Genomic DNA, 20,594 nt, shown 5'->3' on the forward strand with positions numbered 1-20,594 from the left:
GTAAGATCATCTACTATACTGGGGATGCTAGCAGAAGCAGCACAACTTACACCATGAAGGGAAGCGAATTCGTATGAAAACATCCTTAAGAAAAAAATTAACCGCAGGTGCAATGGCATTTACTTTGGTAACGGGCGGTGCCGGTTTTGCAATCCTGAGCACAACGTCGCACGCCGCTAACGCAGCGGCGGCTGAAGTACAAGCAGGCCCGGTCGCGAAACCGGCAGCGGCCAAACAATTGCTGACGCCTACCGATCATACGCTGATGTTCATCGACCACCAGCCTCAAATGGCTTTCGCACTCAAATCCCACGACGTTGATTCGGTTCGCAACAATACGGAAGGCCTTGCAAAAGCGGCAAAAGCGTTCAAAGTGCCTACGATTCTGACGACCGTTTCCGCCAAAACGTTCAGCGGCCCGATTTTCCCGGAACTGCAAGCCGTGTTCCCTGACCTAAAACCGATCGATCGCACGACGATGAACCCTTGGGAAGACAAAAACGTAACCGACAAAATCAACAGCTACGGCAAAAAGAAAATCGTCATGGCGGGTCTTTGGACAGAAGTTTGCTTGGTTGACCCGGTTCTGTCCGCTCTCGATCAAGGCTTTGAAGTTTACTTCATCTCCGATGCATCCGGCGGCGTAAGCGACGAAGCGCACGACATGGCTGTCGAGCGTATGATCCAAGCCGGCGCTAAACCGATGACTTGGCTGCAATACATGCTCGAGCTTCAACGCGACTGGAAGGATCAAACCCACTACAAAGAAGTGATCGACATCGCTAAAGAACATGCCGGCGGATACGGCTTGGGCTTAGTCTACGCAGGCTCGATGTTCGGCGGCGGAGAAGGCAAATAATAAAATGGATAAACTGAACTTCGTTCTCATTCACGGCGCTTGGGGTGACGTCAGCCAATTCGAAAAAGTAGCTGACGAGCTTCGCAAACTAGGCCATACCGTTCACGTACCGGAATATCCAGGTCATGGAGAGTTGAAAGACAAAAACGTCACCCACGAGCAAATCACGATTGCCGTCGTCGATTATATCAGGGAAAAAGATTTGAAAAATATCGTACTGCTCGGGCATAGCTTCGGCGGTACGGTTGTCGCAACAGTAGCCCAGCAAATCCCGAACCGGATCGACCGTCTCGTCTTTACGAACGCCTTTGTTCCTCTGGACGGACAAAGCGTATCCGATCAACTTCCGCCGCCTGCCCAAGAAGCATTCAAACAACTGGCCGATGCTTCAGGAAACAACACGATCATGCTTCCGTTCCCGCTGTTCCGCGATGCCTTCGTAAACACGGCCAGCCTAGAAGAAGCGAAAGCGATGTACCGCCGGATTACGCCGGAACCTGCGGGCCCTTTATATCAAAAACTCGATCTGAAAAAGTTCTACAGTCTGCAAATTCCGAAAAGCTATCTTAACCTGACGGAAGATATCGTACTTCCGCACGGCGATTATGCTTGGCATACAAACCAATCCAGCCATCTCGGTTTCTTCCGTTACATTGAAGGCCACGGAGACCACTTTACGACCTTCCAAACAGAACCGAAAATGATTGCCGAGAAATTCGTGCAAGCCGGAAGACCTTAATGACGTCAAACGCTTTGGCGGATACGGAATCCGCTAATGGCGCCATGCTGCTCGCCAACGCTTGGTTAAAACATTAAGAGGAGGAATTTAATCATGACAACCCCAAATAACGATTCCAAAGTCGTTCTAGAGCCTGCCGCGCGACAATTCGTCGCCGACACTGCCAACCCGCCCTACCTGTTCGATCTCGGTCCCGTCAAAGGACGCGAAGTCGTCGACCAAGTACAATCGGGCGATATCGTGAAGCCGGACGTCGACTTGGAACGCTTGACGATCAACGGCGGACCTAAAGGTACCGTGTCGCTTACGATCGTTCGCCCGAAAGGCGCGAAGGAGACGCTGCCCGTCATTCTGTACACGCATGGCGCAGGATGGGTGTTCGGTAACGATTTGACGCACGATCGCCTTATTCGCGAGCTGGCCGTCGGTTCCCATTCCGCCATCGTCTTCACGAACTACTCTCTGTCGCCGGAATCGAAATATCCGGTGGCCATCGAAGAGGTCTATACCGCGCTGCAATGGGTTGCGGCCGAAGGCGGCAACAAAGGGCTAGACACGGATCGCATTACGGTAGCGGGCGATAGCGTAGGCGGCAATATGACCGCGGTTATTACGCTCATGGCCAAAGATCGCAACGGACCTAAGATCAGCAGGCAGCTCCTGTTCTACCCGGTAACCGACTCCGGCCTCGACACGCCATCTTACTCGCAATTCGCGACGGGCTACTTCCTCCGCCGGGACGGGATGTCTTGGTTCTGGGAGCAATACACGTCCGATCCGAAGCAAAGAGAAGAAATTTACGCCTCCCCTCTTCGCGCATCGATCGATCAGTTGAAGGGACTACCCGAAGCACTCATTATCACGGGGGAAGCCGACGTTCTGCGGGATGAAGGCGAAGCCTATGCGAACAAGCTGCGGGAAGCCGGCGTGCCGGTAACGGCTGTACGCTTCCAGGGCACCATTCACGACTTCGTCATGCTGAACGCGCTGAAGGATACGAACGCCACACGCGGCGCGCTCCTTCTGGCCAACGCTTGGCTGAAACAATAGCCGTGGGCAAATCGTCTTAGTTAGGGTATGGCTCGTAATCTTCCCACTTGGCATTTGTGAAAATAAATACGATAGCCGCTAAATCATGGATTTAGCGGCTTTATCATCTTATTCAATTCATATGCATTTCGCACACATGCACAAATTCCGGATTTAACCACGTATTATAGTTCTAAGATCGCTTTTATAACCTTGGCCTCCGGCTTTAACCAACCATCAAACGCTTCAATCATCTCGTCAAAGGATGAACGATGCGTAATATATCGGTTTATATCCAGCTCACGGCTGCGCAATACGTGCAAAACGTGATTGAAATCAGAGATTGCTGCGTTCCGGCTGCCCATGAGCGTCAATTCACGCTTATGGAATTCAGGATCCGAAAAAGAAATATCGCCCTTAACAAGCCCGACGAAAACCAGTTTCCCGCCGTGAGAGACCAGTTCAAACGCTCTGGTCATTGAGGCCGCATTCCCCGTTGCATCGAATACGGCAGCTGGAAACTGGCCGTTCGTGATAGCCGACAGACGCTGCTTTACATCGGACTCCAGAGCATTAACCGTATGGTCCACTTTAGCCCAGGATTTGCAGAAAGCAAGTCGTTCCTCGTTGATATCCATGGCAATGACCCGGGCTCCCGTATGTTTGGCAAATGCCATAACGCCTAGACCGATCGGCCCGGACCCGATGACAAGAACCGTATCCGAAGCTGAAACATCAGCTCTACGAACGGCATGCGCACCAATGGCCAGCGGCTCCACGATCGCCGCCTCGTCCAACGTCAGATCATTGGCTTCGATTAAATGCGTGACAGGAACCGCAATGCGCTCCCGCATCCCCCCGTCGATATGCACGCCAAGTACCTTCATGTCCATACAGCAATTGGTCTTTCCTTGGGAACATGCAAGACATTTCCCGCAATGCATGTAGGGAATAATGGAAACCTGATCACCGACTTCAAATCCAGCATTATTCGTGCCAATCCTTTCAATGACGCCGGAAAGCTCGTGACCCAATACGCGCGGATATTGAAAGAAGGGCTGGTTACCTTTAAAAGCGTGATAATCCGTTCCGCAAATACCAATTCGTCGTATGCTCACGATTGCGTGTCCATCGGTAAGTTCGGGTTCTTGCAATTCACTAGTCATACGGAACGCTTCAATTTTCTCGCATATAATCCCTTTCATTTCGCAGACCTCTTTTCGTTTAGACCCTAATATTCTCATTGTACCGCGGCAATCCGCTTATCCACGTTTGGTTCTGTACGGCAGCAAGTCGGCCGAGCACCTCGTTCAATAACGCCATGTCCAAGTGCTCTTCCGACCACTCAATATTCCTTATTATATTTTCGGGATTCGCCGTACTGACCAACGTTGTCGGAATCCGTTCATCTCGGGTCGAGAATTGAATCGCAAGCTTTGCCATGTCTTGGCCTTGGCTTTCAACGAATCGAGCTGCCTCAAGACATGCCTTTTTCAACGCTTCGCTTGCAGGATGCCAATCAGGCGTGCCGCGCGTGCTCAGAAGTCCCATAGATAAAGGGGAAGCATTGACGAGTCCAATCCCCCTTGCTTCTAGCAGCGGGAGAAGACTTAGCAAGGAGGTATCGTTTAAAGCATAATGGCAATAGGAGATGATTGCATCGACTTCAATGACCGGCAGCAGTTGTTCGAATAAGGCCAATGGCAAGCCGCAAATGCCTGAATATCGTATTTTGCCTTGCTGCTTTAATCTCTCTAATGCAGGAAGAGCTTCCTCTACAATGATTTCCGGTTGAATGAATTCGATATCGTGAAGGAACAAAATATCGACATACTCCGTTTGAAGCCTGCGCAGGCTCTCTTCCAAACTGGCTGCGATTCGAGCACCGGAAAAATCGAACGTATCGGCGCCGTAACGCCCGGCCTTGGTAGACAAATAAAATCGATCCCGCGAGGTTTGACCAATAGCTCTGCCCAACACGGTTTCGGCTTTGGCAGCCCCGTAATACGGAGAAACGTCAATAAAATTGATGCCGAGGTCCAATGCAGCGTGCACCGTGCGGATCCCTTCCGCATCATCCGTCTCGCGGAAAACGGAACCTAGCGAAGATGCACCGAAACTAAGATTGGAAACTTCCATATCGGTCTTTCCCAACTTGCGATACTTCATGCAATCACTCCGTTCTTTACCGGCAAATGGATTCCGCTAGCGGTCATAAGGTTACCCCATCCTTGAAAATCGCGATTTCTTTATATCCGTTATTCTCATTATGTGTCCGCGCCTCACCCGAAGCGATCGCGATCATGGACTCCCACAAGCCATTCGTCATTTCGTCCATGGACGTTCCTTCGAGGAGTACCCCGGCATTATAGTCAATCCAGTTCTTTTTACGCTTAGCCAGCTCGGTGTTCGTCGAAATTTTCACGGTTGGGACCGGCCCTCCGAATGGTGTTCCTCTACCCGTGGTGAAGAAGACGATATGTGCGCCCGCCGCGGTAAGCGCCGTCACTGAAATCAAATCATTTCCCGGCGAATTCAACAAATTCAGCCCGGTCTTCGCGGCTCTTTCGCCATATGGCAGCACGTCAGCAATGCGTGCGCGCCCTCCCTTTTGGGTGCAGCCGAGCGACTTCTCCTCCAGCGTGCTTATCCCCCCTGCCTTGTTGCCTGGGGAAGGGTTTTCGTATACGGGTTGATTATGCCTTATAAAATAGTGCTTAAAATCGTTAATGAGCAAGACGATTCGATTGAATACTTCTTCATCGCATGCACGATTCATGAGAATCGTTTCCGCTCCGAACATCTCGGGAACTTCCGTCAGGAGTGCCGTGCCTCCTGCCGCTATAAGCCGATCTGATACAGCGCCGACGAGCGGGTTCGCCGTAATGCCGGACAAGCCGTCCGATCCGCCGCATTTTAGCCCAATCTTTAATTTGGATACCGGAAGCGGCTTTCTCGAGAAGGTTTCCGCATAGTCGACCAATTCGCCGATTAGCTTTATTCCTTCCGCCAACTCATCTTCCGATTCCTGGGATTTCAAGAATTTGACTCTCTGCGGGTCGTAGTCTCCAATCACGGTCTTGAACGATTCGATCTGATTGTTCTCGCATCCGAGGCCAACGACCAGCACGCCCGCGGCATTCGGGTGATGAACTAGAGAAGCCAGCAGCTTTTGGGTATGCTGAAGATCATCCCCCAGCTGGGAGCATCCAAACGGATGTGCAAAGTGAAATACGCCGTCTACTTTGTCGCCAAATAAGGTCTGCCCGCTTTTGGCCAGTAACTCGCATGTTTTATTGATACATCCCACCGTGTTAATGATCCAAATTTCGTTGCGAATGCCGACTTCCCCATTGGGCCTCTCGTAGCCGCTAAATGTACGGATAGAATCACCGGATGCTGCGAATGCGGCTTCTTTTGAATGCAGGGTTTGATCCACCGGATCATATCGATAGTCTAATATCCCGTCTAATCCGGTTTTCAGATTATGCGTATGGACCCAAGTGCCTGGCGTTATCTCGACAATGGCTTTCCCGATGGAATACCCGAATTTACGCACGTCATCTCCGGAGAGGATCGCTGCGGCAGCGATTTTGTGACCTCGCCCAACTTCTTCCGTCACGGTAATAGAAGTCCCGTCCTCCAGCATCAGCTTCTCGCCTGCTGCTATTGGTTCGAGGGCAACGATAACTTGATCGTCAGGCGACAAACGAACCCAAGGCTTCATCGCTCGCCTCCTCCTTCCCACTTCGTCCATGCCATGCAAACGGCTTCTTCCAGTCCCCGCCATTCGGTTAAATCTTCGCCCCAAAGCTCCGTTTGTTTCAGCAGCAGCACTGCAATGTTCTGCAATGTTCCGCCTCGCTCCCAAATGTCCGCCATTCGGTTCAAAGAATCAACATCGTCTCGTACGAGATACGTTCGGCCGTGGAGATTGCTGCCTTCGAATCCAGCCGCCGTACGACGAACAGCGTAATATCTGAGAAGCGCTGCCAAACCTGACGCGAGAATCTCAGGCGGCTCTTGCCCGAGCAGCGCATAGTGCTTCAACGAAGGGAGCAGGCGTACTTTAAACTTGGCCAAGCTATTCATCGCAATGTCTGCCAGTCGATGCCGGATGAACGGATTGTTGAATCGATCGAACACCGTATCCGCGTACCTATTCATCTCCTCTGTCGGGTAAGGAAGAGAAGGCAGGATTTCAGCTCTCACCAACGTCTGAATCTCTTGCCCATAAACGCGGTGTTCCATGATTTCCCGAACGTGTTCAATGCCATTCAGAATACCGATCGGCGCCATCCAAGTATGAGCGGCATTCAGAATCCGAACCTTCCGCTGCTGATAGGGACGAAGATTATCCGTCCAATGTACATTAAGCCCTGCCTGTTGAAGAGGCAATTGCTCATCCAATTCCACTTCGCCTTCGATTGCCCACAAGTGGTACGGCTCCGCGACCGTCAACATGCCGTCCGTATAGCCCCACTCATCGAACCATGCCTGCGCTTGATCTTCACTTGGATAACCCGTGACAATGCGATCGACAAGCGAGTTTAAGAAACGATTACTCGAACGCAGCCATTGGATAAATGCATCCGGGAAGCCCCAATCCTCGCTATATTGAATGACGATGTCACGTAGAGCATCACCGTTTCTTTCCAGAAGCTCGCACGGCAGAAAGATTAAACCTTTATCCGGCGCTCCGCCTAACGCTAAGTAGCGGCGATGCAGCAAAAATGCGATTTTCCCAGGAAACGAGGCGATCGGACCGTCTGTCAGCGGCTCGGGTTTGTAGACGATGCCTGCTTCCGTCGTATTCGAGATGACGAATTGCAGCGAATCGCTAGTCGCCAGTGCGATTAAACGGTTCCATTGCTCATAAGGATTAAAAACGTCGGTAAACACGGAAACAAGGGATGCTTGATCAACAATTTGGCCGCCCTCCAATCCGCGGACGACAAGCGTATAAAGTCCATCCTGTGCAGCCAATGTTTCGATGTTGTGTTTTCCGGATGGTCTTGGCTGGATAACGGCAACGCCTCCGGCGAACTTGCCCTGCTCCCTGCTGACTTGGAGCATCCAATCGACGAAGCCCCTCAAAAAATTACCTTCGCCAATTTGTAGTACAGTAACCGGACTTTCCTTAGCGCCCTCCAAACAAAGCTTCTGTTCCCTTGTCAATACATGCCGGTTCAACGGTGACCTATTCATAATCGACAAAACTCCTTTGGCTTGTCTCTGAATATCCGTGCTCTTTGCAGCGTCATATGCTTCTCATTTTACATCTATAAATGGATAATAAAATAACGTATTGTTGCAATTTTATTCCGAAATTTGATATTGTAGCATCAAAAGCATTCGATAGGAGCCATGTACATGCATCCGATTCGTAAGCCCTTTCAATTGGATCCCGTTTTCCCATTCGAACTCGTCTATAAAGGCATTCGATATTCAGAAACCGAACTGCCCGATCATTTGCATGACATGTACGAGGTGGTCTATGTTCACGCCGGGAGAGGCACCTTTTTTATTGACGATGCGCTTTACGAGAAAGAAGCCGGAGACTTATTCATCATACCGGGCAATACCGTTCATCGCGCCTTTCCTTCTACTAACGATCCTATTATTTCCACCGCTATATTCTTTGCTCCATCCTTCGCACAAGCAGAATCGTTAGACGACGGGCACGATCCGCTGAGCTGCTTTGATATCGCGCATAAATTCAAGCGCTATAAAATCGAGCTGCCTAGTGAATCTAGCAGGCAAATCGAAACATGGATCGAAGCGATGGCTGATGAATGGGCCGGGAAGGAAATCGGCCATCGGCATGCAGTAAAGCTCCATTTACAGACGCTGCTGCTTGGCATTAGCCGCCTTCCTTTTACGAAAGACGCTGCTTCCTCACTAGCAGGGATGGGTCCGCAGTGGATCCATGAAGCACTGCAGCGTATCGTTCGTGATCCCGTTCAATGCGGTGGACTCCGCGAACTGTCGGCCAAGGCATGCGTAAGCTCCGCACATTTCTCCCGCGTATTTAAGCAGCTCACAGGCATGAACCTGACCGACTACGTGAATGCGAAGCGAATCATTCGCGCTAAGGAATTACTTCGCACAACGGATGACAATATCGAAACGATCGCGTTAATCTGCGGATTCCAGGGCCTGCCGCATTTCTATGAAGCGTTCAAGAAGTTAGCAGGCATGACGCCGCGGTCCTACCGCCTTAAGGAGAAATTACATTAAAAAAGAAGCAATGGCTCAAATTCATTTTTCGACTCGCTCCTCATCTCTTCCCTTGATTAAAACACAAATGACCCACAAGAGGGGTCACTTTTTTCAAAGTGTCCTTCTTGTGGGTCACAGTTCAACCTTCTTCGTTGGGTTACACACTGCAAGCGACGCATAGCCTAACGGCAGCCATTGTAGGCATGGAACCAACCGGTTATTACTGGCTTAATCTCTCAAACTGGCTTTCCGAGCATTAATTTGAAGTGGTTCTAGTTTTGGGTAACCGCAACAGTCTATAACATTAAAATATTGTCTCCACTGCTTTTCTTCGGCAGGTGTAAAGTCCTCATTCGTCCATCCGTCAATCCTTTTAAATTGCTTTAAAAGAAGCCTAAATTTCTAATTTCATATAAACTTGAAACCTCATAATCTGCCAAGTAATGGGGATCGACTACAGCATTTTTGTAAATGCCGTTCGTTCGCTTAACGCAAACCGTTGTCCATCCTAAGCGTTTGGCCGTAATAAAGTCTTTATGTGAATTATCACCGATATACACACATGCGGCAGGAGAAATACCTAGCCCATTTGTCATAAGCATATATGGAATTGGACTAGGCTTCCAATACTGCCAACCTAGCTCATCCGAGTATACGATATAGTTTAAATAGAAGTGTATCCCTAAAGATTTTACTTTTTGCTTCTGCGCGACTAAAAACCCATCGGTGATTAATCCTGTCTTCGCTTTGGTTGAGGCATACTGCAAGCACCATAGGGCATCCGGGTAAAGTTGAATCTGCGGAAGATGTTCACGATAGACCTTAAGCATCTGCAGGATCAATTCATAATCATATTGTACGTTCAATAAGTTCAAAGCTTCATTGAATATATTCCCTTTATGTCCTTTAGAGTAAAGCAGCATCGCTTCTTCGAAAAAACCTTGACGATTGAAACGTCTTCGAACCCAGCGGTCTAATTCCTGAAAACCGCTAATCACATACTCATTCTCGCTGTAAAGTGTATCGTCCAAATCAAACACAATGGCTTGTTTCATAGAAATTCGTCCTTATGAGCATAAAAGGCTTCATCATAGCGAAGCATGACTAACCCGTCCTGCCAATCATCCATATCCGTCCAATCCTCGGTCTGGTTTAAAAGCCATTTAATTATGGTCTTACTATACTTAGCCCCAGCAGCTAAGGAAAGCGGGATCCCTCCGCCAAAGCGTGGATTGATTTCTATAAAAACGATTCTCTCTTCTCTAGTCACAAAGCACTGCAAAGTGATGCAGCCTATAGCACCAGGAAGCGCTTCAACCGCTTTCTTGGCTGCAGCCATAATGGCGAAGTTTTTCACCGTCATCCCTTTGCTGACTTCACCCGCTCTTGTTTCCATTCGTAAACGCGGAACGGCTGCACGTGCTCTTCCTTGAAAATCCATCAAAACATCAATCGTATATTCTAGGCCTGTCACATATTCCTGAAGCAAGGGGTTAGGTGTATATTTCAGAAAAAATCGTAACTCCTCAGAGTTATTAATCTTTGTTACCCCTTTACTGCTGCTCCCGTTGGCGGGCTTTAACATCAGAGGATAATAGGCATCCGGATCAGATAGAATCTGTGCGGGATCTAACGTTTTAGGAGTGTTAAATTGAATACTCTCAAAAAAAGAAGCCGTATTTCTTTTGTCAAAACAAATACGGTTGACCTCCGAAGAACTAATGAGCACAAAAACTCCTATTTTCTCGAATTCATTGCGATGATCCGCAAGCACTTGCAATTCAGGGTCGATTAGAGGGATCAATAGCTGAATTTCATGCTTTTTGCAAACTTCCAACAGGCTTGAAATGTAGTTAAATTCTGTTACGCAAGGAAGCAATTCATGGACATCTCCAACCTTGGCTGCAGGGGCAAATTTTTGCATATCCGCAGTGACGATGGTTCCCTCTATAACCAACTCATTCAATGCTTCTTTAAAAGATCGGATTAAGGATACTCTCCTACCCGCACTGGTAAACAGAATATTGAATGCAGTCATGTTGTGCACTTCACCTCCTGCCGTAGATTCACCTAGTCTTTCCGGTAAACCTCCATAGCTCATCTACAAATTCTCTGACTCTTATATCGGTTGTATGGCGGGAATGAACCAACTCATAGCCCTTCTCCGCTATTGCATTTCTTGCATCTTCATGTCTCAGATAATACTGGGCCATATCCATAAAATTGCTTTTATTGATTTCAATAAACGTCTTCTTATGGATGAACCCCAAATCTTCTAATTCATGAAAACCGGAGGCTAATAGCAAGGTCCCGCAAGCCGGGATTTCAAAGTATTTTCCTACCGCGAAATCATACTTGGACCCGCACGTCAGGAACATTTTCGCTCGGTTGATTTCCTTCGCGTATTTTTCATCAATAAACAACCTCTTTTTCTCTTTTTCCGAAACCCATTTATACCCCGGATGCCCATGTGAAACAAATCCTTTAACATTTTGCATTTCACGGTAAATCTTTTTACGAAGAGGGTACAATTGATTGATTTTGCCCATCATTAAATAATCAATGGTTTTCTCTACTTTATATCTGCGAAATACCGGCTTATAAACATGATTCGGCAACCATCTAAATCGATTACGGTATTGCGGAAAATAGTTCAAAAAGGCGTCACGATAGTGGGCGAAGACCAACTCGATTTTATGCTCTTTCACGTAACTAGAGAAATCATTATTGATTCTGTTGACATCGTGAAATAAAATTCCCTTTGGAATGTTTACTGTATTCATTCCGGTCGGGAGCCCATAGACACCTCGAATAGATTCAAAATCATCGAAAAAAATAAAATCTGGAACGAATTCCAATTTATTTAAAATATCAGGCAGGTGTCCTCCGTTTTTTTTCTTACCGTCTCGCACCCCTAGCTTAAAATGAACCCTAACATCCGGCAGCTTAGCTAGTTCCAATTTAAAATAATGATCGGGTTTGTAGGTGAAAGTAGACCAATTAATTGTAAAATATAAGATATTTAATTTATTCAAGATCAACTTCTCCTTAAGGTCTTAGTTCGTTATGAATCTATTCCTGCCTAGTCTTTCCGGTAAACTTCCATAGCTCATCTACAAATTCTCTGACTCTTATATCGGTTGTATGGCGGGAACGAACCAACTCATAGCCCTTCTCCGTTATTGCATTTCTTACATCTTCATGTCTCAGATAATACTGGGCCTTATCCATAAAATTGCTTTTATTGATTTCAATAAACGTCTTCTTATGGATGAACCCCAAATCTTCTAATTCATTAAAACCGGAGGCTAACAGCAAGGTCCCGCAAGCCGGGATTTCAAAGTATTTTCCTACCGCGAAATCATACTTGGACCCGCATGTCAGGAACATTTTCGCTCGGTTGATTTCCTTCGCATAATTTTGGTCTAGATACAGTGTTTCTTTTTCATTATTTGTAAACCATCTATATCCCGGATGCTCGTGTGAAACAAAACCTTCTAACTTATGCATTTTACGGATTATTTCTTTACGAAGAGGGTAATAGTCTTTGACTCTGCCCATCATTAAATAATCAATAGTCTTCTGAACATTGTATCTGTGGAAAACCGGTTTATAAGCATGATTTGGCAGCCATCTCAACCGGTCATGATATTTCGGGAAATATTTGAGAAATGCATCACGGTAGTGGACGAAGATCAAATCAATCTTGTTCTCTTTGACGTAACTTCTGAAAGTATCATTGGATCTGTTGACATCGTGAAATAAAATACCTTTTGGGATGCTTACTTTATTCATACCGGTGGGGAGTGCGGACAAATTACGACTATGTTTAAAATTATCCATATAAATAAAATCAGGAATAAAGTCCAACGTACTAAGAATATCCGGTAAATACCCACCTTGTTCCCTGAAATGAACATGAACATCCGGCAGAGTAGCCAATTCCAGTTTGAAATAATGATCAGGTTTATAAGTGTATGTCGACCAATCGATTGTAAAATATAAAATATTTAGTTTATTCAACTTTTGTCCACCGACCTTAGATTCTGTCCGGTATTCTTGAAACCTGGAATAAATTGTCTGATGACAGAATAGATTTCTTCCGAAATGGCAAACATTTCTTCGTGAGATACTATCTCTTCCAATGTCCTCAAAGTTTCAAATACATCTTCCTCTAAGAATACATGGGGTTCACAAACATAGATGGAACCATGCTTCGTAGCTTTTAATTTTTCTTCGGCATTAAAGAGCTCTTCAACCAGTTTCTCGCCCGGACCTATGCCAGTAAAAACGATCTTGATGTCTTCATTTGGTTCTAAACCGGACATTCGTATGACATGGTAGGCCAAATCGATGATTTTGACTGGCTTCCCCATATCAAGAATGAAAGTTTCTCCGCCTGTGGCCATCCCAGCAGCTTTAAAGACGAGCTGCACAGCTTCCTGAATCGTCATGAAATAGCGAACCATATCCGGATGGGATACCTTAATGGGACCCCCGTTCTTTATTTGCTGTTTAAACAGAGGCACCACGCTTCCCCGGCTGCCTAAAACATTCCCAAATCTAACAATCACAAATTTTGTATCCTTGGATTTCCCCATCGCTAGTATCATAATTTCAGCCAATCGTTTAGAAGCCCCCATCACGCTGGATGCGTCAACCCCCTTATCCGAAGAAATAAAAACTAGCCTTTCAGCTTTAAATTTTAGCGCACATTCGGCAACGTTCCGGGTCCCAAACACATTGTTTTTTATCGCTTCGGATGGATTTAATTCCATTAATCGCACGTGTTTATGGGCTGCTGCATGAAAGATAATGTGGGGCTGAAAATAGGAGAATACGTCTTCCAGCCTTTTCTTGTCTTGAATATCGGCAATAACCGATTCGGTAGCGATATTGGGGAAATTCAATTTTAATTCATTCTCGATCGTAAAAATACTGTACTCACCATGACCAAGCAATATTAGTTTTCGAGGAAGAAAACCGCAAATATGCCTGCAAATCTCTGAGCCTATTGAACCTCCGGCCCCCGTAACTAGTATCACTTTATCTCTCACTAATTCAGATGCTGCTTCCAAATCAATGCGAACCGGTTCCCTTCCTAATATTTCTTCAATCCTTATATCTGGAATATGGTTGTTGCTCTGTTGAGCTCTATTCTTTCGGGCTTCAGAACGTCTTGAATGAAACCGGAAGTAAAAAAAGATTCCAATCGTTAAAATTAATAGCAGCAAGACATAAAAGACATTGATCGAGTAATGATATAGAAAATTGTTCAAGAACTCACCCCTGTCACATTCTTTACTGTCAATACGTTCGTTTTCCGTTCATGATTGTTATTACGCATTCAATCACCCGATCCTGATCTTCTTCCGAAAGATTGGAACCCGAAGGCAGACATAGACCTTGATGAAACAATTGATTAGAGATGCTCTCATCCGGAAAATGCGGGAAGTACATGCATGATTTGAAAAGAGGCTGGAGATGCATTGGCTTCCAGACGGGGCGCGATTCTATGTTGTTCTCGGCCAAAGCCTCTATAATTTGAATCGGGGATACACCGGTTATTAGCGGGTTGACTGTCAATGCCGTAAGCCAGCGGGTAGAATAACTATTGGCAGGTTCAGGCATAAACTCTATACCCTCACAAGGTGAAAGTGCTGAATAATAGCGTTGAAAAATGTTCCTCCGGTCAGCTATCCTTTCATTCAGTACTTGTAATTGTCCTCTTCCGATGGCTGCTAGGACGTTACTCAGCCTGTAATTAAATCCAATTTCACTGTGCTGATAATGCAAGGCTGGATCTCTGGATTGGGTAGCCCAAAAACGCATTTTCTTCATGGCGTCGAGATCATCGGAAACCACCATTCCTCCACCTGAAGCAGTTATGATCTTATTACCGTTAAAAGAAAAGACTCCAAACTTTCCAAACGTTCCACTCGCCTTTTTATGGAAGGTAGCGCCTAGAGATTCTGCCGCATCCTCTATAACCGGAACACGGTATTGCTCACAAATCTTCAAAATGGATAACATATTTGCACTCTGCCCAAACAGATTAACGACGATCACCGCTTTGGGCAGCTTTCCGAGATTATCGAAATGAATAAATGCTCGTTCTAATGCCGATGGCGACATATTCCATGTTTCTATTTCAGAGTCAATAAAGACGGGTATTGCACCTTGATACAAGATAGGATTGGCACTTGCAACAAACGTAAAAGTGGAACAGAATACGATATCCCCGTGACCTACCTCTAAAACCTTTAATGCTAAATGAAGTGCACTTGTGCCGGAATTTACTGCCAAAGCCCCATTCGTTCCTACATATTCTGCCATCTCTTTTTCGAAAGCATCTACATGCGGACCAAGTGGAGCAATCCAATTTGATTTGAAAGCCTCTTGGATCAGATTCAGTTCCTCGCAGCCCATATGTGGAGGAGATAGAAAAATCCGCTTGTTTTGATTCATCCCGTTCCCCCTCGATTACTCAAAGTAGTATGCCGGAATTTTTGGTATACGATATAAAATATTCATTCCCAAGGCATACTGCTTGGACTAGCACAATAATCAAGCTGATATCAAAAAAATCTATGGATTTTTCCATAGATTTGAATAGCGTTATTCTCTTGCTTGATGCGCTTATCGCGACTCACGTTTCATAACAATTTGGTACATTAGACAATACGTTCACTTCCTTGGTTTCCGTATTAATTACTTTCGTTTCTCTAGTATTATCATTTTTCACGATTAAAGGGTTGGCTCGCTTCAGAGATTACGTGAAAGAGCTCGAGGATGAGGCAGGTAATCCCCCAACTATTGTTTTGGAGGCGGCCCGTCATTACCAGGCAACCGCTGCTTCCTTTATTCGAGACCGATACCGATGCGGCAGACGCGTATCTGCTCGGCTAGTTGTTCTACAAAGAGGAACTCGAGAAACCCTTTTAAAGAAGCCATAATGAGCAGCAATTTTGTGAGTCAATCCTGGTGCAATCCCTTCTTCAATACCAGGAGCATCTATCTCACCTCGAAACTCTTAACACCTATTGGCTGGTATAGTTCAATCAAATAATGTTATATTTCTCTTTAAAGTCCACCGAGAGCTCGCTCCAAACATCGTATTTATTTCCATCCGGCTGAAGTAGTTTGTGCCAGTTATCATTCCAATATATTGGATCCCTAAAAAACGTGGAATTTTTTCAACCAATTAATGATAATCAAATTCATTCAGCTGATAAGAGAACAAAAAAGTCCTGATAAATCAAGGGATTCTTGATTATCAGGACAGACGAAGCTGTGCCAAAATTACGTTACAAATCTATGCCAGAACAAGTTACAATCGGTGCCAAACTGAATTACAACTCACACACAACAGTCTCTGGATCTTAAGCATACCGCCGTTGCCTTAATGCCTCATACAGCAGCACTGTGGAGGCCATCGCCACATTCAGCGATTCCGACTTTCCGTGCATCGGGATAATCATCCGCGTGTCCACCATCTCGAGCGCCTGCTCCGACAAGCCGTTGGATTCGCTGCCAAGCAGCAGCCAAGTCGGCCCGCTCCAGTCGTAGCTGTAGCAGGTCGCCGTCGCCTGTAGGCTCGTCCCGACCAGCTGAATGCCGCGTTTCTTCGCTTCGGGAAGCAGCACACTCAAGTCTCCTTCCACAACGGGCAAATGGAACAACGACCCCATCGTCGAACGTACCGTCTTCGGGTTGTACAGGTCCACGCAGCCGCGGCCGAGAACGACCGCATCGGCGCCAACGGCATCGGCGCTGCGGATAATGGTGCCGACGTTGCCGGGATCGCGGACGCCGTCTAGTACGACGACAAGCGAGTCAGACTTATATAGTGCTGAAGAGTCCACGAGCGGCTTAGCCACGACGCCGAAGACCGGGGGCGGCGAGTCGGTGCCCGTACACTTCGCCATGATCGCAGGCGTCGCTTCGATCAGCTCGCAGTCTATCTGGCTCAGCATTGTCCGAAGCTCGCCGGGTACGCCGCGCTCCGCGTCGATGACGATCGTCTCGACCTCTGCGCCTGCAAGCAGTGCCTCCAGCACGAGATGCACACCCTCGATCAAGAAGCGGCCGGTTCTGTCCCGATGCTTCTTCTCTAATAGCGCCGCCATCGCTTTTACTTTTTCGTTTTGCAATGAAGTAATGCTCATCATTCGCTGTTCAGCATTCCGCACGTTCGTTATCAGCCTTCCGCAAAGGCGAGCTCGACATCCGCAAGATCTTCATTCTTGCCGACGATGACGAGGACATCGCTTGCCTTAATGGTTTCCTCTGGGTAAGGGGAGATATTCATCTCCGTACCCGATTTTATGGCGAGGACATTACATTTATATCGAGCCCGAATATCGAGTTGCTTTAAATTTCGGCCGACGGTAAAAGCCGGTGCCTTAACTTCGACGATGCTGTAATCCTTAGACAGTTCTATGTATTCCATAATGTTGGGGGAAATCAAGTGATGCGCAACGCGCATTCCCATATCGCGTTCGGGAAACACCACTTTGTCCGCGCCGATCTTGCTTAGCACTTTACCGTGCAGCTCGCTTTGGGCTTTCACGATAATTTCAGCCACGCCAAGCTCTTTGAGAATCAGCGTCGTCAAAATGCTGGCCTGGATATCTTCGCCGATGGCCACGACCACCACATCGAAATTACGCAGTCCGAGTGACTTCAGTGCTTCTTCATCCGTTGAATCCGTGGCAACCGCATGCGTCACCCAATCGGATACCTCTTGGATTCGCTCCTCGTCAGCGTCGATCGCAAGCACATCAAACCCTAGGTTGGACAGCGTATGCGCAACGCTTGTACCAAATCTCCCCATGCCGATAACGGCATATTGCTTCTTCGCCAAACCAGTTCTCCTCCCATGACTCAGAGTTAGCTTATTATAGCATAACTGCCGATGATATCCGAATATCCAGGCCGCGAATACGGCATGAAAACAGCGCAGCATGGAGATATTAATCGGGAATCATCAGGTGATGGAGGGATAGATTTGAACAATCTAGATTTGCGTCAAGCGATCGTGCGTCGGGTGCAAAATAAATCCGGTGAGGAACTAACCGACGTCATCGAAAGCTCCATCGGCAGCGACGAGCGGGCGCTCCCCGGACTAGGTGTCCTATTTGAAATGATTTGGCGCAGCAGCGAGGTTCCGGAACAAAATCGCATGGTGGAGCTGCTGTACAATCACCTGCACACAGCAGAAAGCGCAGCGCCGAGTCCAAGCTGACCCTCGCCGCGCAAGCAGTGAAGATAAACGGGGTCACTAACTAACCGAATAAAGCATCATCTCTGCGCGGACACGCAGTCATTCCGAGCGGGAAGACATCGATACGAAGGCCAGTACACGAAAACAGCTTGCCCGGGAAGGGCAAGCTGTTTTCGTGCTGGACAATTATACAGCGGGAGAATTCGTCAGCGCCGGCATCGGTTCAGGACGCGCGCATGTGCTCTCCATCGTGTAATGCTTGCCCTCGCGGGAAGCATCGTGGAAGCCGTGCATCGCCTCAAGCACATGGTAGGCCATCGCGCCATTCGCGCGGTGCGGGCCGCCTTCCCGGATCGCCCGGGCCATGTCGGCAACGCCGATGCCCCGGTTATTATCCGTATTGTCGTGCGTAAGGGAGACCTCCTCCCACTCGCCGCCGAGACGGCGAAGCTTCACCGTGCCGCCGAACATGTTCGGATCCGGCACCAGCATGGAGCCTTCGCTGCCGTGGATCTCCATTTTCGGCAGCGTCGTGCCTCCGCGCGTATCAAAACTCGTAATCAGCGTGCCGACGGCGCCGCTTTCGAAATCGATAACCCCCGCAATGTACGTCGGCGTCTCGACCTTCATCACTTTACCCTTCTTCTTCTCGCTTGTAATGGTACGCTCCGGATAGGAAATAACCGCGGATCCCGTTACTCTGCGGATCGGGCCCATGAGCGTAATGTAGGCCGTCAAATAATAAGGTCCCATATCGAACATCGGACCGCCGCCGACTTCGTAGAAAAATTCCGGATCCGGGTGCCAGCCCTCCGGCCCGCCGCCCATCATAAACCCGGAAATCGAAATCGGCTGGCCGATCACGCCGTCATCGATCAACTTGCGACACGTTTGAATGCCGCCGCCGAGGAATGTTTCCGGCGCGCTTGCTACGCGCAGCCCCTTCGCCGCCGCTAACTCCAGCACCTGCCTGCCTTCCTCTCTCGTTACGGCAAGCGGCTTCTCCACGTAAACATGCTTACCAGCTTCCAGCGCTTGCAGGCAAATATTCGCATGTGCCTTCGGAAACGTCAGGTTTACCACAAGCTCAATGTCAGGATCGGCCATCAGCTGTTCAACGGTATACGCTTTGGGTAAATCAAATTCCTCGGCGCGCTGCTTCGCTCGCTCCAAATCGATATCCGCCGCCGCGACAAGCTCGATCTCCGGATATTGCTTTAAATTTGTAAAATAAATCTGGCTGATATTGCCGCAGCCCACAATTCCGACTTTAACAGGCTTCATCGAAGCATCTCCCCGTCTCAACATAAATAAGAAAGCAGCCCGCCCCTTCGGGGCAGGCTGGCATTTAATACGTACTTTTCCAACATGCAGTATACGCGACTTCAGTGGTTACTTCGACTGCGTCTCCAGCGCCGGCATCGGCTCAGGCCGCGAGCAGCTGCTCTCCATCACATAATGCTTGCCGTCACGGGAGGCATCATGAATGCCGTGCATTGCTTCCAGGACATGGTACGCCATTTCTCCGTTCGCGCGATGCTGTCCGCCTTCGCGGATAGCGCGGGCCATATCGGCTACGCCGATGCCGCGGTTGTTATCCGTATAACCATGCGTTAGCTCGATCTCTTCCCACTCACCGCCTGCGCGGCGCAGCTTGACCGTTCCGCCGAAGCCGTTCGGATCCGGAACGAGCAGCGTGCCAGCGCTGCCATGTACCTCAATGTTCGGCAGCGAAGTACCTGCCGCGGCATCAAAGCTTGTAATAAGCGTGCCGATCGTACCGTTCGCGAAATCCAGCACGCCCGTAATGTTCGTCGGCGTTTCCACCGTGATTTTCTTGCCGCGCTTCTTCTCGCTCGTAATCGTCCGCTCCGGGTATGAGATGCGCGCGGAGCCTGTCACACGGTCAATCGGACCAAACAGGGTGACGAACGCAGTCAAATAATAAGGCCCCATATCAAACATCGGCCCGCCGCCGATTTCATAGTAAAATTCCGGATCCGGATGCCAGCTCTCATGACCGCCGCAGATCATGAAGCCCGTCGCCGATACCGGCGTCCCGATCGCGCCTTCATCGATCAGCTTGCGGCACGTTTGGATGCCGCCGCCGAGGAACGTCTCCGGTGCGCTTGCTACGCGGAGGCCTTTGGCCGCAGCAAGCTCAAGCACCTGCCTGCCTTCTTCGCGCGTCACGACGATCGGCTTCTCCACATACACATGCTTGCCCGCTTCCAGCGCCTGCAAACATACGGAGGCATGCGCCTTCGGAATCGTCAGGTTGACGACGATCTCAATCTCGGGATCAGCGAGCAGCTGTTCCACCGTGTAGGCTTTCTCCAGATTGAATTCCGCCGCGCGTGCCTGTGCCCGTTCAATATCAAGATCTGCCGCCGCAACAAGATCAATCTCCGGGTACTTCTGCAAGTTCGTAAAATAAATCCAGCTGATATTACCGCAGCCGATAATGCCGACTTTAACCTTCTTCATCGATAATCCCCTCCCGAATGGTGATGCTTCGA

The 20,594-nt window shown here is 48.3% G+C and carries 19 protein-coding genes; 5 read left to right on the forward strand and 14 right to left on the reverse strand.

Annotated elements, in window-relative coordinates; translation table 11 throughout:
- Positions 1-265 precede the first annotated feature (265 nt).
- The 3 genes from KXU80_RS13600 to KXU80_RS13610 all read left to right on the forward strand — a co-directional run bounded on the left by KXU80_RS13600 (position 266) and on the right by KXU80_RS13610 (position 2,648).
- On the forward strand, positions 266-859 hold the full coding sequence (locus tag KXU80_RS13600) for a hydrolase (RefSeq protein ID WP_374987788.1): 594 nt from the start codon (positions 266-268) through the stop codon (positions 857-859).
- Positions 860-863: 4 nt separating this feature from the next.
- Positions 864-1,598, forward strand: coding sequence for an alpha/beta hydrolase (locus KXU80_RS13605; RefSeq protein WP_219838732.1), 735 nt, complete (start codon positions 864-866; stop codon positions 1,596-1,598).
- A gap of 93 nt (positions 1,599-1,691) precedes the next feature.
- The gene (locus KXU80_RS13610) at positions 1,692-2,648 is read left to right on the forward strand and encodes an alpha/beta hydrolase (RefSeq protein ID WP_219838733.1); all 957 of its coding nucleotides are present in this window, start codon (positions 1,692-1,694) and stop codon (positions 2,646-2,648) included.
- 164 nt (positions 2,649-2,812) lie between these two features.
- On the opposite strand, the gene KXU80_RS13615 is transcribed toward KXU80_RS13610, so the two are convergent.
- Genes KXU80_RS13615 through KXU80_RS13630 form a run of 4 tightly spaced genes read right to left on the reverse strand, consistent with a single transcriptional unit; the run spans position 2,813 to position 7,835 of the window.
- Positions 2,813-3,832 carry a zinc-binding alcohol dehydrogenase family protein gene (locus KXU80_RS13615; RefSeq protein ID WP_219838734.1) on the reverse strand — a complete coding sequence of 340 codons (1,020 nt, stop codon included), beginning with the start codon at positions 3,830-3,832 and terminating at the stop codon, positions 2,813-2,815.
- Between the two features lie 19 nt (positions 3,833-3,851).
- Positions 3,852-4,796, reverse strand: coding sequence for an aldo/keto reductase (locus tag KXU80_RS13620; RefSeq protein ID WP_219838735.1), 945 nt, complete (start codon positions 4,794-4,796; stop codon positions 3,852-3,854).
- A 43-nt stretch (positions 4,797-4,839) separates the two neighbouring features.
- Positions 4,840-6,354, reverse strand: coding sequence for a UxaA family hydrolase (locus KXU80_RS13625; protein ID WP_219838736.1), 1,515 nt, complete (start codon positions 6,352-6,354; stop codon positions 4,840-4,842).
- Complete coding sequence (locus tag KXU80_RS13630; RefSeq protein ID WP_219838737.1) at positions 6,351-7,835, reverse strand: tagaturonate reductase; 1,485 nt, start codon at positions 7,833-7,835, stop codon at positions 6,351-6,353. The genes KXU80_RS13625 and KXU80_RS13630 overlap by 4 nt, the downstream gene beginning before the upstream one ends.
- 165 nt (positions 7,836-8,000) lie before the next feature.
- Between KXU80_RS13630 and KXU80_RS13635 the strand changes: the two genes are divergently transcribed.
- Positions 8,001-8,867 (forward strand): AraC family transcriptional regulator, encoded by an 867-nt coding sequence (locus tag KXU80_RS13635; RefSeq protein WP_219838738.1) that lies wholly within the window; start codon positions 8,001-8,003, stop codon positions 8,865-8,867.
- A gap of 365 nt (positions 8,868-9,232) precedes the next feature.
- Here KXU80_RS13635 and KXU80_RS13640 read toward each other — a convergent pair whose 3' ends face one another.
- The 8 genes from KXU80_RS13640 to KXU80_RS13675 all read right to left on the reverse strand — a co-directional run bounded on the left by KXU80_RS13640 (position 9,233) and on the right by KXU80_RS13675 (position 17,715).
- Positions 9,233-9,904 (reverse strand): HAD family hydrolase, encoded by a 672-nt coding sequence (locus KXU80_RS13640; protein ID WP_219838739.1) that lies wholly within the window; start codon positions 9,902-9,904, stop codon positions 9,233-9,235.
- The gene (locus KXU80_RS13645; RefSeq protein ID WP_219838740.1) at positions 9,901-10,887 is read right to left on the reverse strand and encodes an ATP-grasp domain-containing protein; all 987 of its coding nucleotides are present in this window, start codon (positions 10,885-10,887) and stop codon (positions 9,901-9,903) included. Before KXU80_RS13645 ends, KXU80_RS13640 begins: the two co-directional genes overlap by 4 nt.
- Before the next feature lie 28 nt (positions 10,888-10,915).
- The gene (locus tag KXU80_RS13650; protein ID WP_219838741.1) at positions 10,916-11,884 is read right to left on the reverse strand and encodes a glycosyltransferase; all 969 of its coding nucleotides are present in this window, start codon (positions 11,882-11,884) and stop codon (positions 10,916-10,918) included.
- Between the two features lie 37 nt (positions 11,885-11,921).
- Entirely contained in the window at positions 11,922-12,872 is a 951-nt protein-coding gene (locus KXU80_RS13655) for a glycosyltransferase (RefSeq protein WP_219838742.1), read from the reverse strand.
- Positions 12,869-14,128 carry a UDP-N-acetylglucosamine 4,6-dehydratase family protein gene (locus KXU80_RS13660; protein WP_258171384.1) on the reverse strand — a complete coding sequence of 420 codons (1,260 nt, stop codon included), beginning with the start codon at positions 14,126-14,128 and terminating at the stop codon, positions 12,869-12,871. Before KXU80_RS13660 ends, KXU80_RS13655 begins: the two co-directional genes overlap by 4 nt.
- A gap of 28 nt (positions 14,129-14,156) precedes the next feature.
- Positions 14,157-15,317, reverse strand: a complete 1,161-nt coding sequence (locus tag KXU80_RS13665; protein ID WP_219838743.1) for a DegT/DnrJ/EryC1/StrS family aminotransferase — start codon at positions 15,315-15,317, stop codon at positions 14,157-14,159.
- Positions 15,318-16,231: 914 nt separating this feature from the next.
- Positions 16,232-17,017, reverse strand: coding sequence for a TrmH family RNA methyltransferase (locus KXU80_RS13670; RefSeq protein WP_219839033.1), 786 nt, complete (start codon positions 17,015-17,017; stop codon positions 16,232-16,234).
- A 32-nt stretch (positions 17,018-17,049) separates the two neighbouring features.
- Complete coding sequence (locus tag KXU80_RS13675) at positions 17,050-17,715, reverse strand: potassium channel family protein (RefSeq protein ID WP_258171385.1); 666 nt, start codon at positions 17,713-17,715, stop codon at positions 17,050-17,052.
- Between the two features lie 144 nt (positions 17,716-17,859).
- Here KXU80_RS13675 and sspI point away from each other — a divergent pair, with 144 nt between their 5' ends.
- Complete coding sequence (sspI, locus tag KXU80_RS13680; RefSeq protein WP_258171386.1) at positions 17,860-18,096, forward strand: small acid-soluble spore protein SspI; 237 nt, start codon at positions 17,860-17,862, stop codon at positions 18,094-18,096.
- Positions 18,097-18,261: 165 nt separating this feature from the next.
- Here sspI and KXU80_RS13685 read toward each other — a convergent pair whose 3' ends face one another.
- Positions 18,262-19,359 carry a Gfo/Idh/MocA family protein gene (locus KXU80_RS13685; RefSeq protein ID WP_219838746.1) on the reverse strand — a complete coding sequence of 366 codons (1,098 nt, stop codon included), beginning with the start codon at positions 19,357-19,359 and terminating at the stop codon, positions 18,262-18,264.
- Positions 19,360-19,467: 108 nt separating this feature from the next.
- The gene (locus tag KXU80_RS13690; protein ID WP_219838747.1) at positions 19,468-20,562 is read right to left on the reverse strand and encodes a Gfo/Idh/MocA family protein; all 1,095 of its coding nucleotides are present in this window, start codon (positions 20,560-20,562) and stop codon (positions 19,468-19,470) included.
- Positions 20,563-20,594: the final 32 nt, after the last annotated feature.

The sequence above is a fragment of the Paenibacillus sp. R14(2021) genome (assembly GCF_019431355.1).
Classification (GTDB): domain Bacteria; phylum Bacillota; class Bacilli; order Paenibacillales; family Paenibacillaceae; genus Paenibacillus_Z.

Excerpts from the sequence above, each read along its gene's own strand:
- KXU80_RS13600 (WP_374987788.1), top strand. The coding sequence starts at position 266 with ATGTTCATCGACCACCAGCCTCAAATGGCTTTCGCACTCAAATCCCAC.
- KXU80_RS13605 (WP_219838732.1), top strand. The coding sequence starts at position 864 with ATGGATAAACTGAACTTCGTTCTCATTCACGGCGCTTGGGGTGACGTC.
- KXU80_RS13610 (WP_219838733.1), top strand. The coding sequence starts at position 1,692 with ATGACAACCCCAAATAACGATTCCAAAGTCGTTCTAGAGCCTGCCGCG.
- KXU80_RS13615 (WP_219838734.1), bottom strand. The coding sequence starts at position 3,832 with ATGAAAGGGATTATATGCGAGAAAATTGAAGCGTTCCGTATGACTAGT.
- KXU80_RS13620 (WP_219838735.1), bottom strand. The coding sequence starts at position 4,796 with ATGAAGTATCGCAAGTTGGGAAAGACCGATATGGAAGTTTCCAATCTT.
- KXU80_RS13625 (WP_219838736.1), bottom strand. The coding sequence starts at position 6,354 with ATGAAGCCTTGGGTTCGTTTGTCGCCTGACGATCAAGTTATCGTTGCC.
- KXU80_RS13630 (WP_219838737.1), bottom strand. The coding sequence starts at position 7,835 with ATGAATAGGTCACCGTTGAACCGGCATGTATTGACAAGGGAACAGAAG.
- KXU80_RS13635 (WP_219838738.1), top strand. The coding sequence starts at position 8,001 with ATGCATCCGATTCGTAAGCCCTTTCAATTGGATCCCGTTTTCCCATTC.
- KXU80_RS13640 (WP_219838739.1), bottom strand. The coding sequence starts at position 9,904 with ATGAAACAAGCCATTGTGTTTGATTTGGACGATACACTTTACAGCGAG.
- KXU80_RS13645 (WP_219838740.1), bottom strand. The coding sequence starts at position 10,887 with ATGACTGCATTCAATATTCTGTTTACCAGTGCGGGTAGGAGAGTATCC.
- KXU80_RS13665 (WP_219838743.1), bottom strand. The coding sequence starts at position 15,317 with ATGAATCAAAACAAGCGGATTTTTCTATCTCCTCCACATATGGGCTGC.
- KXU80_RS13670 (WP_219839033.1), bottom strand. The coding sequence starts at position 17,017 with ATGAGCATTACTTCATTGCAAAACGAAAAAGTAAAAGCGATGGCGGCG.
- KXU80_RS13685 (WP_219838746.1), bottom strand. The coding sequence starts at position 19,359 with ATGAAGCCTGTTAAAGTCGGAATTGTGGGCTGCGGCAATATCAGCCAG.
- KXU80_RS13690 (WP_219838747.1), bottom strand. The coding sequence starts at position 20,562 with ATGAAGAAGGTTAAAGTCGGCATTATCGGCTGCGGTAATATCAGCTGG.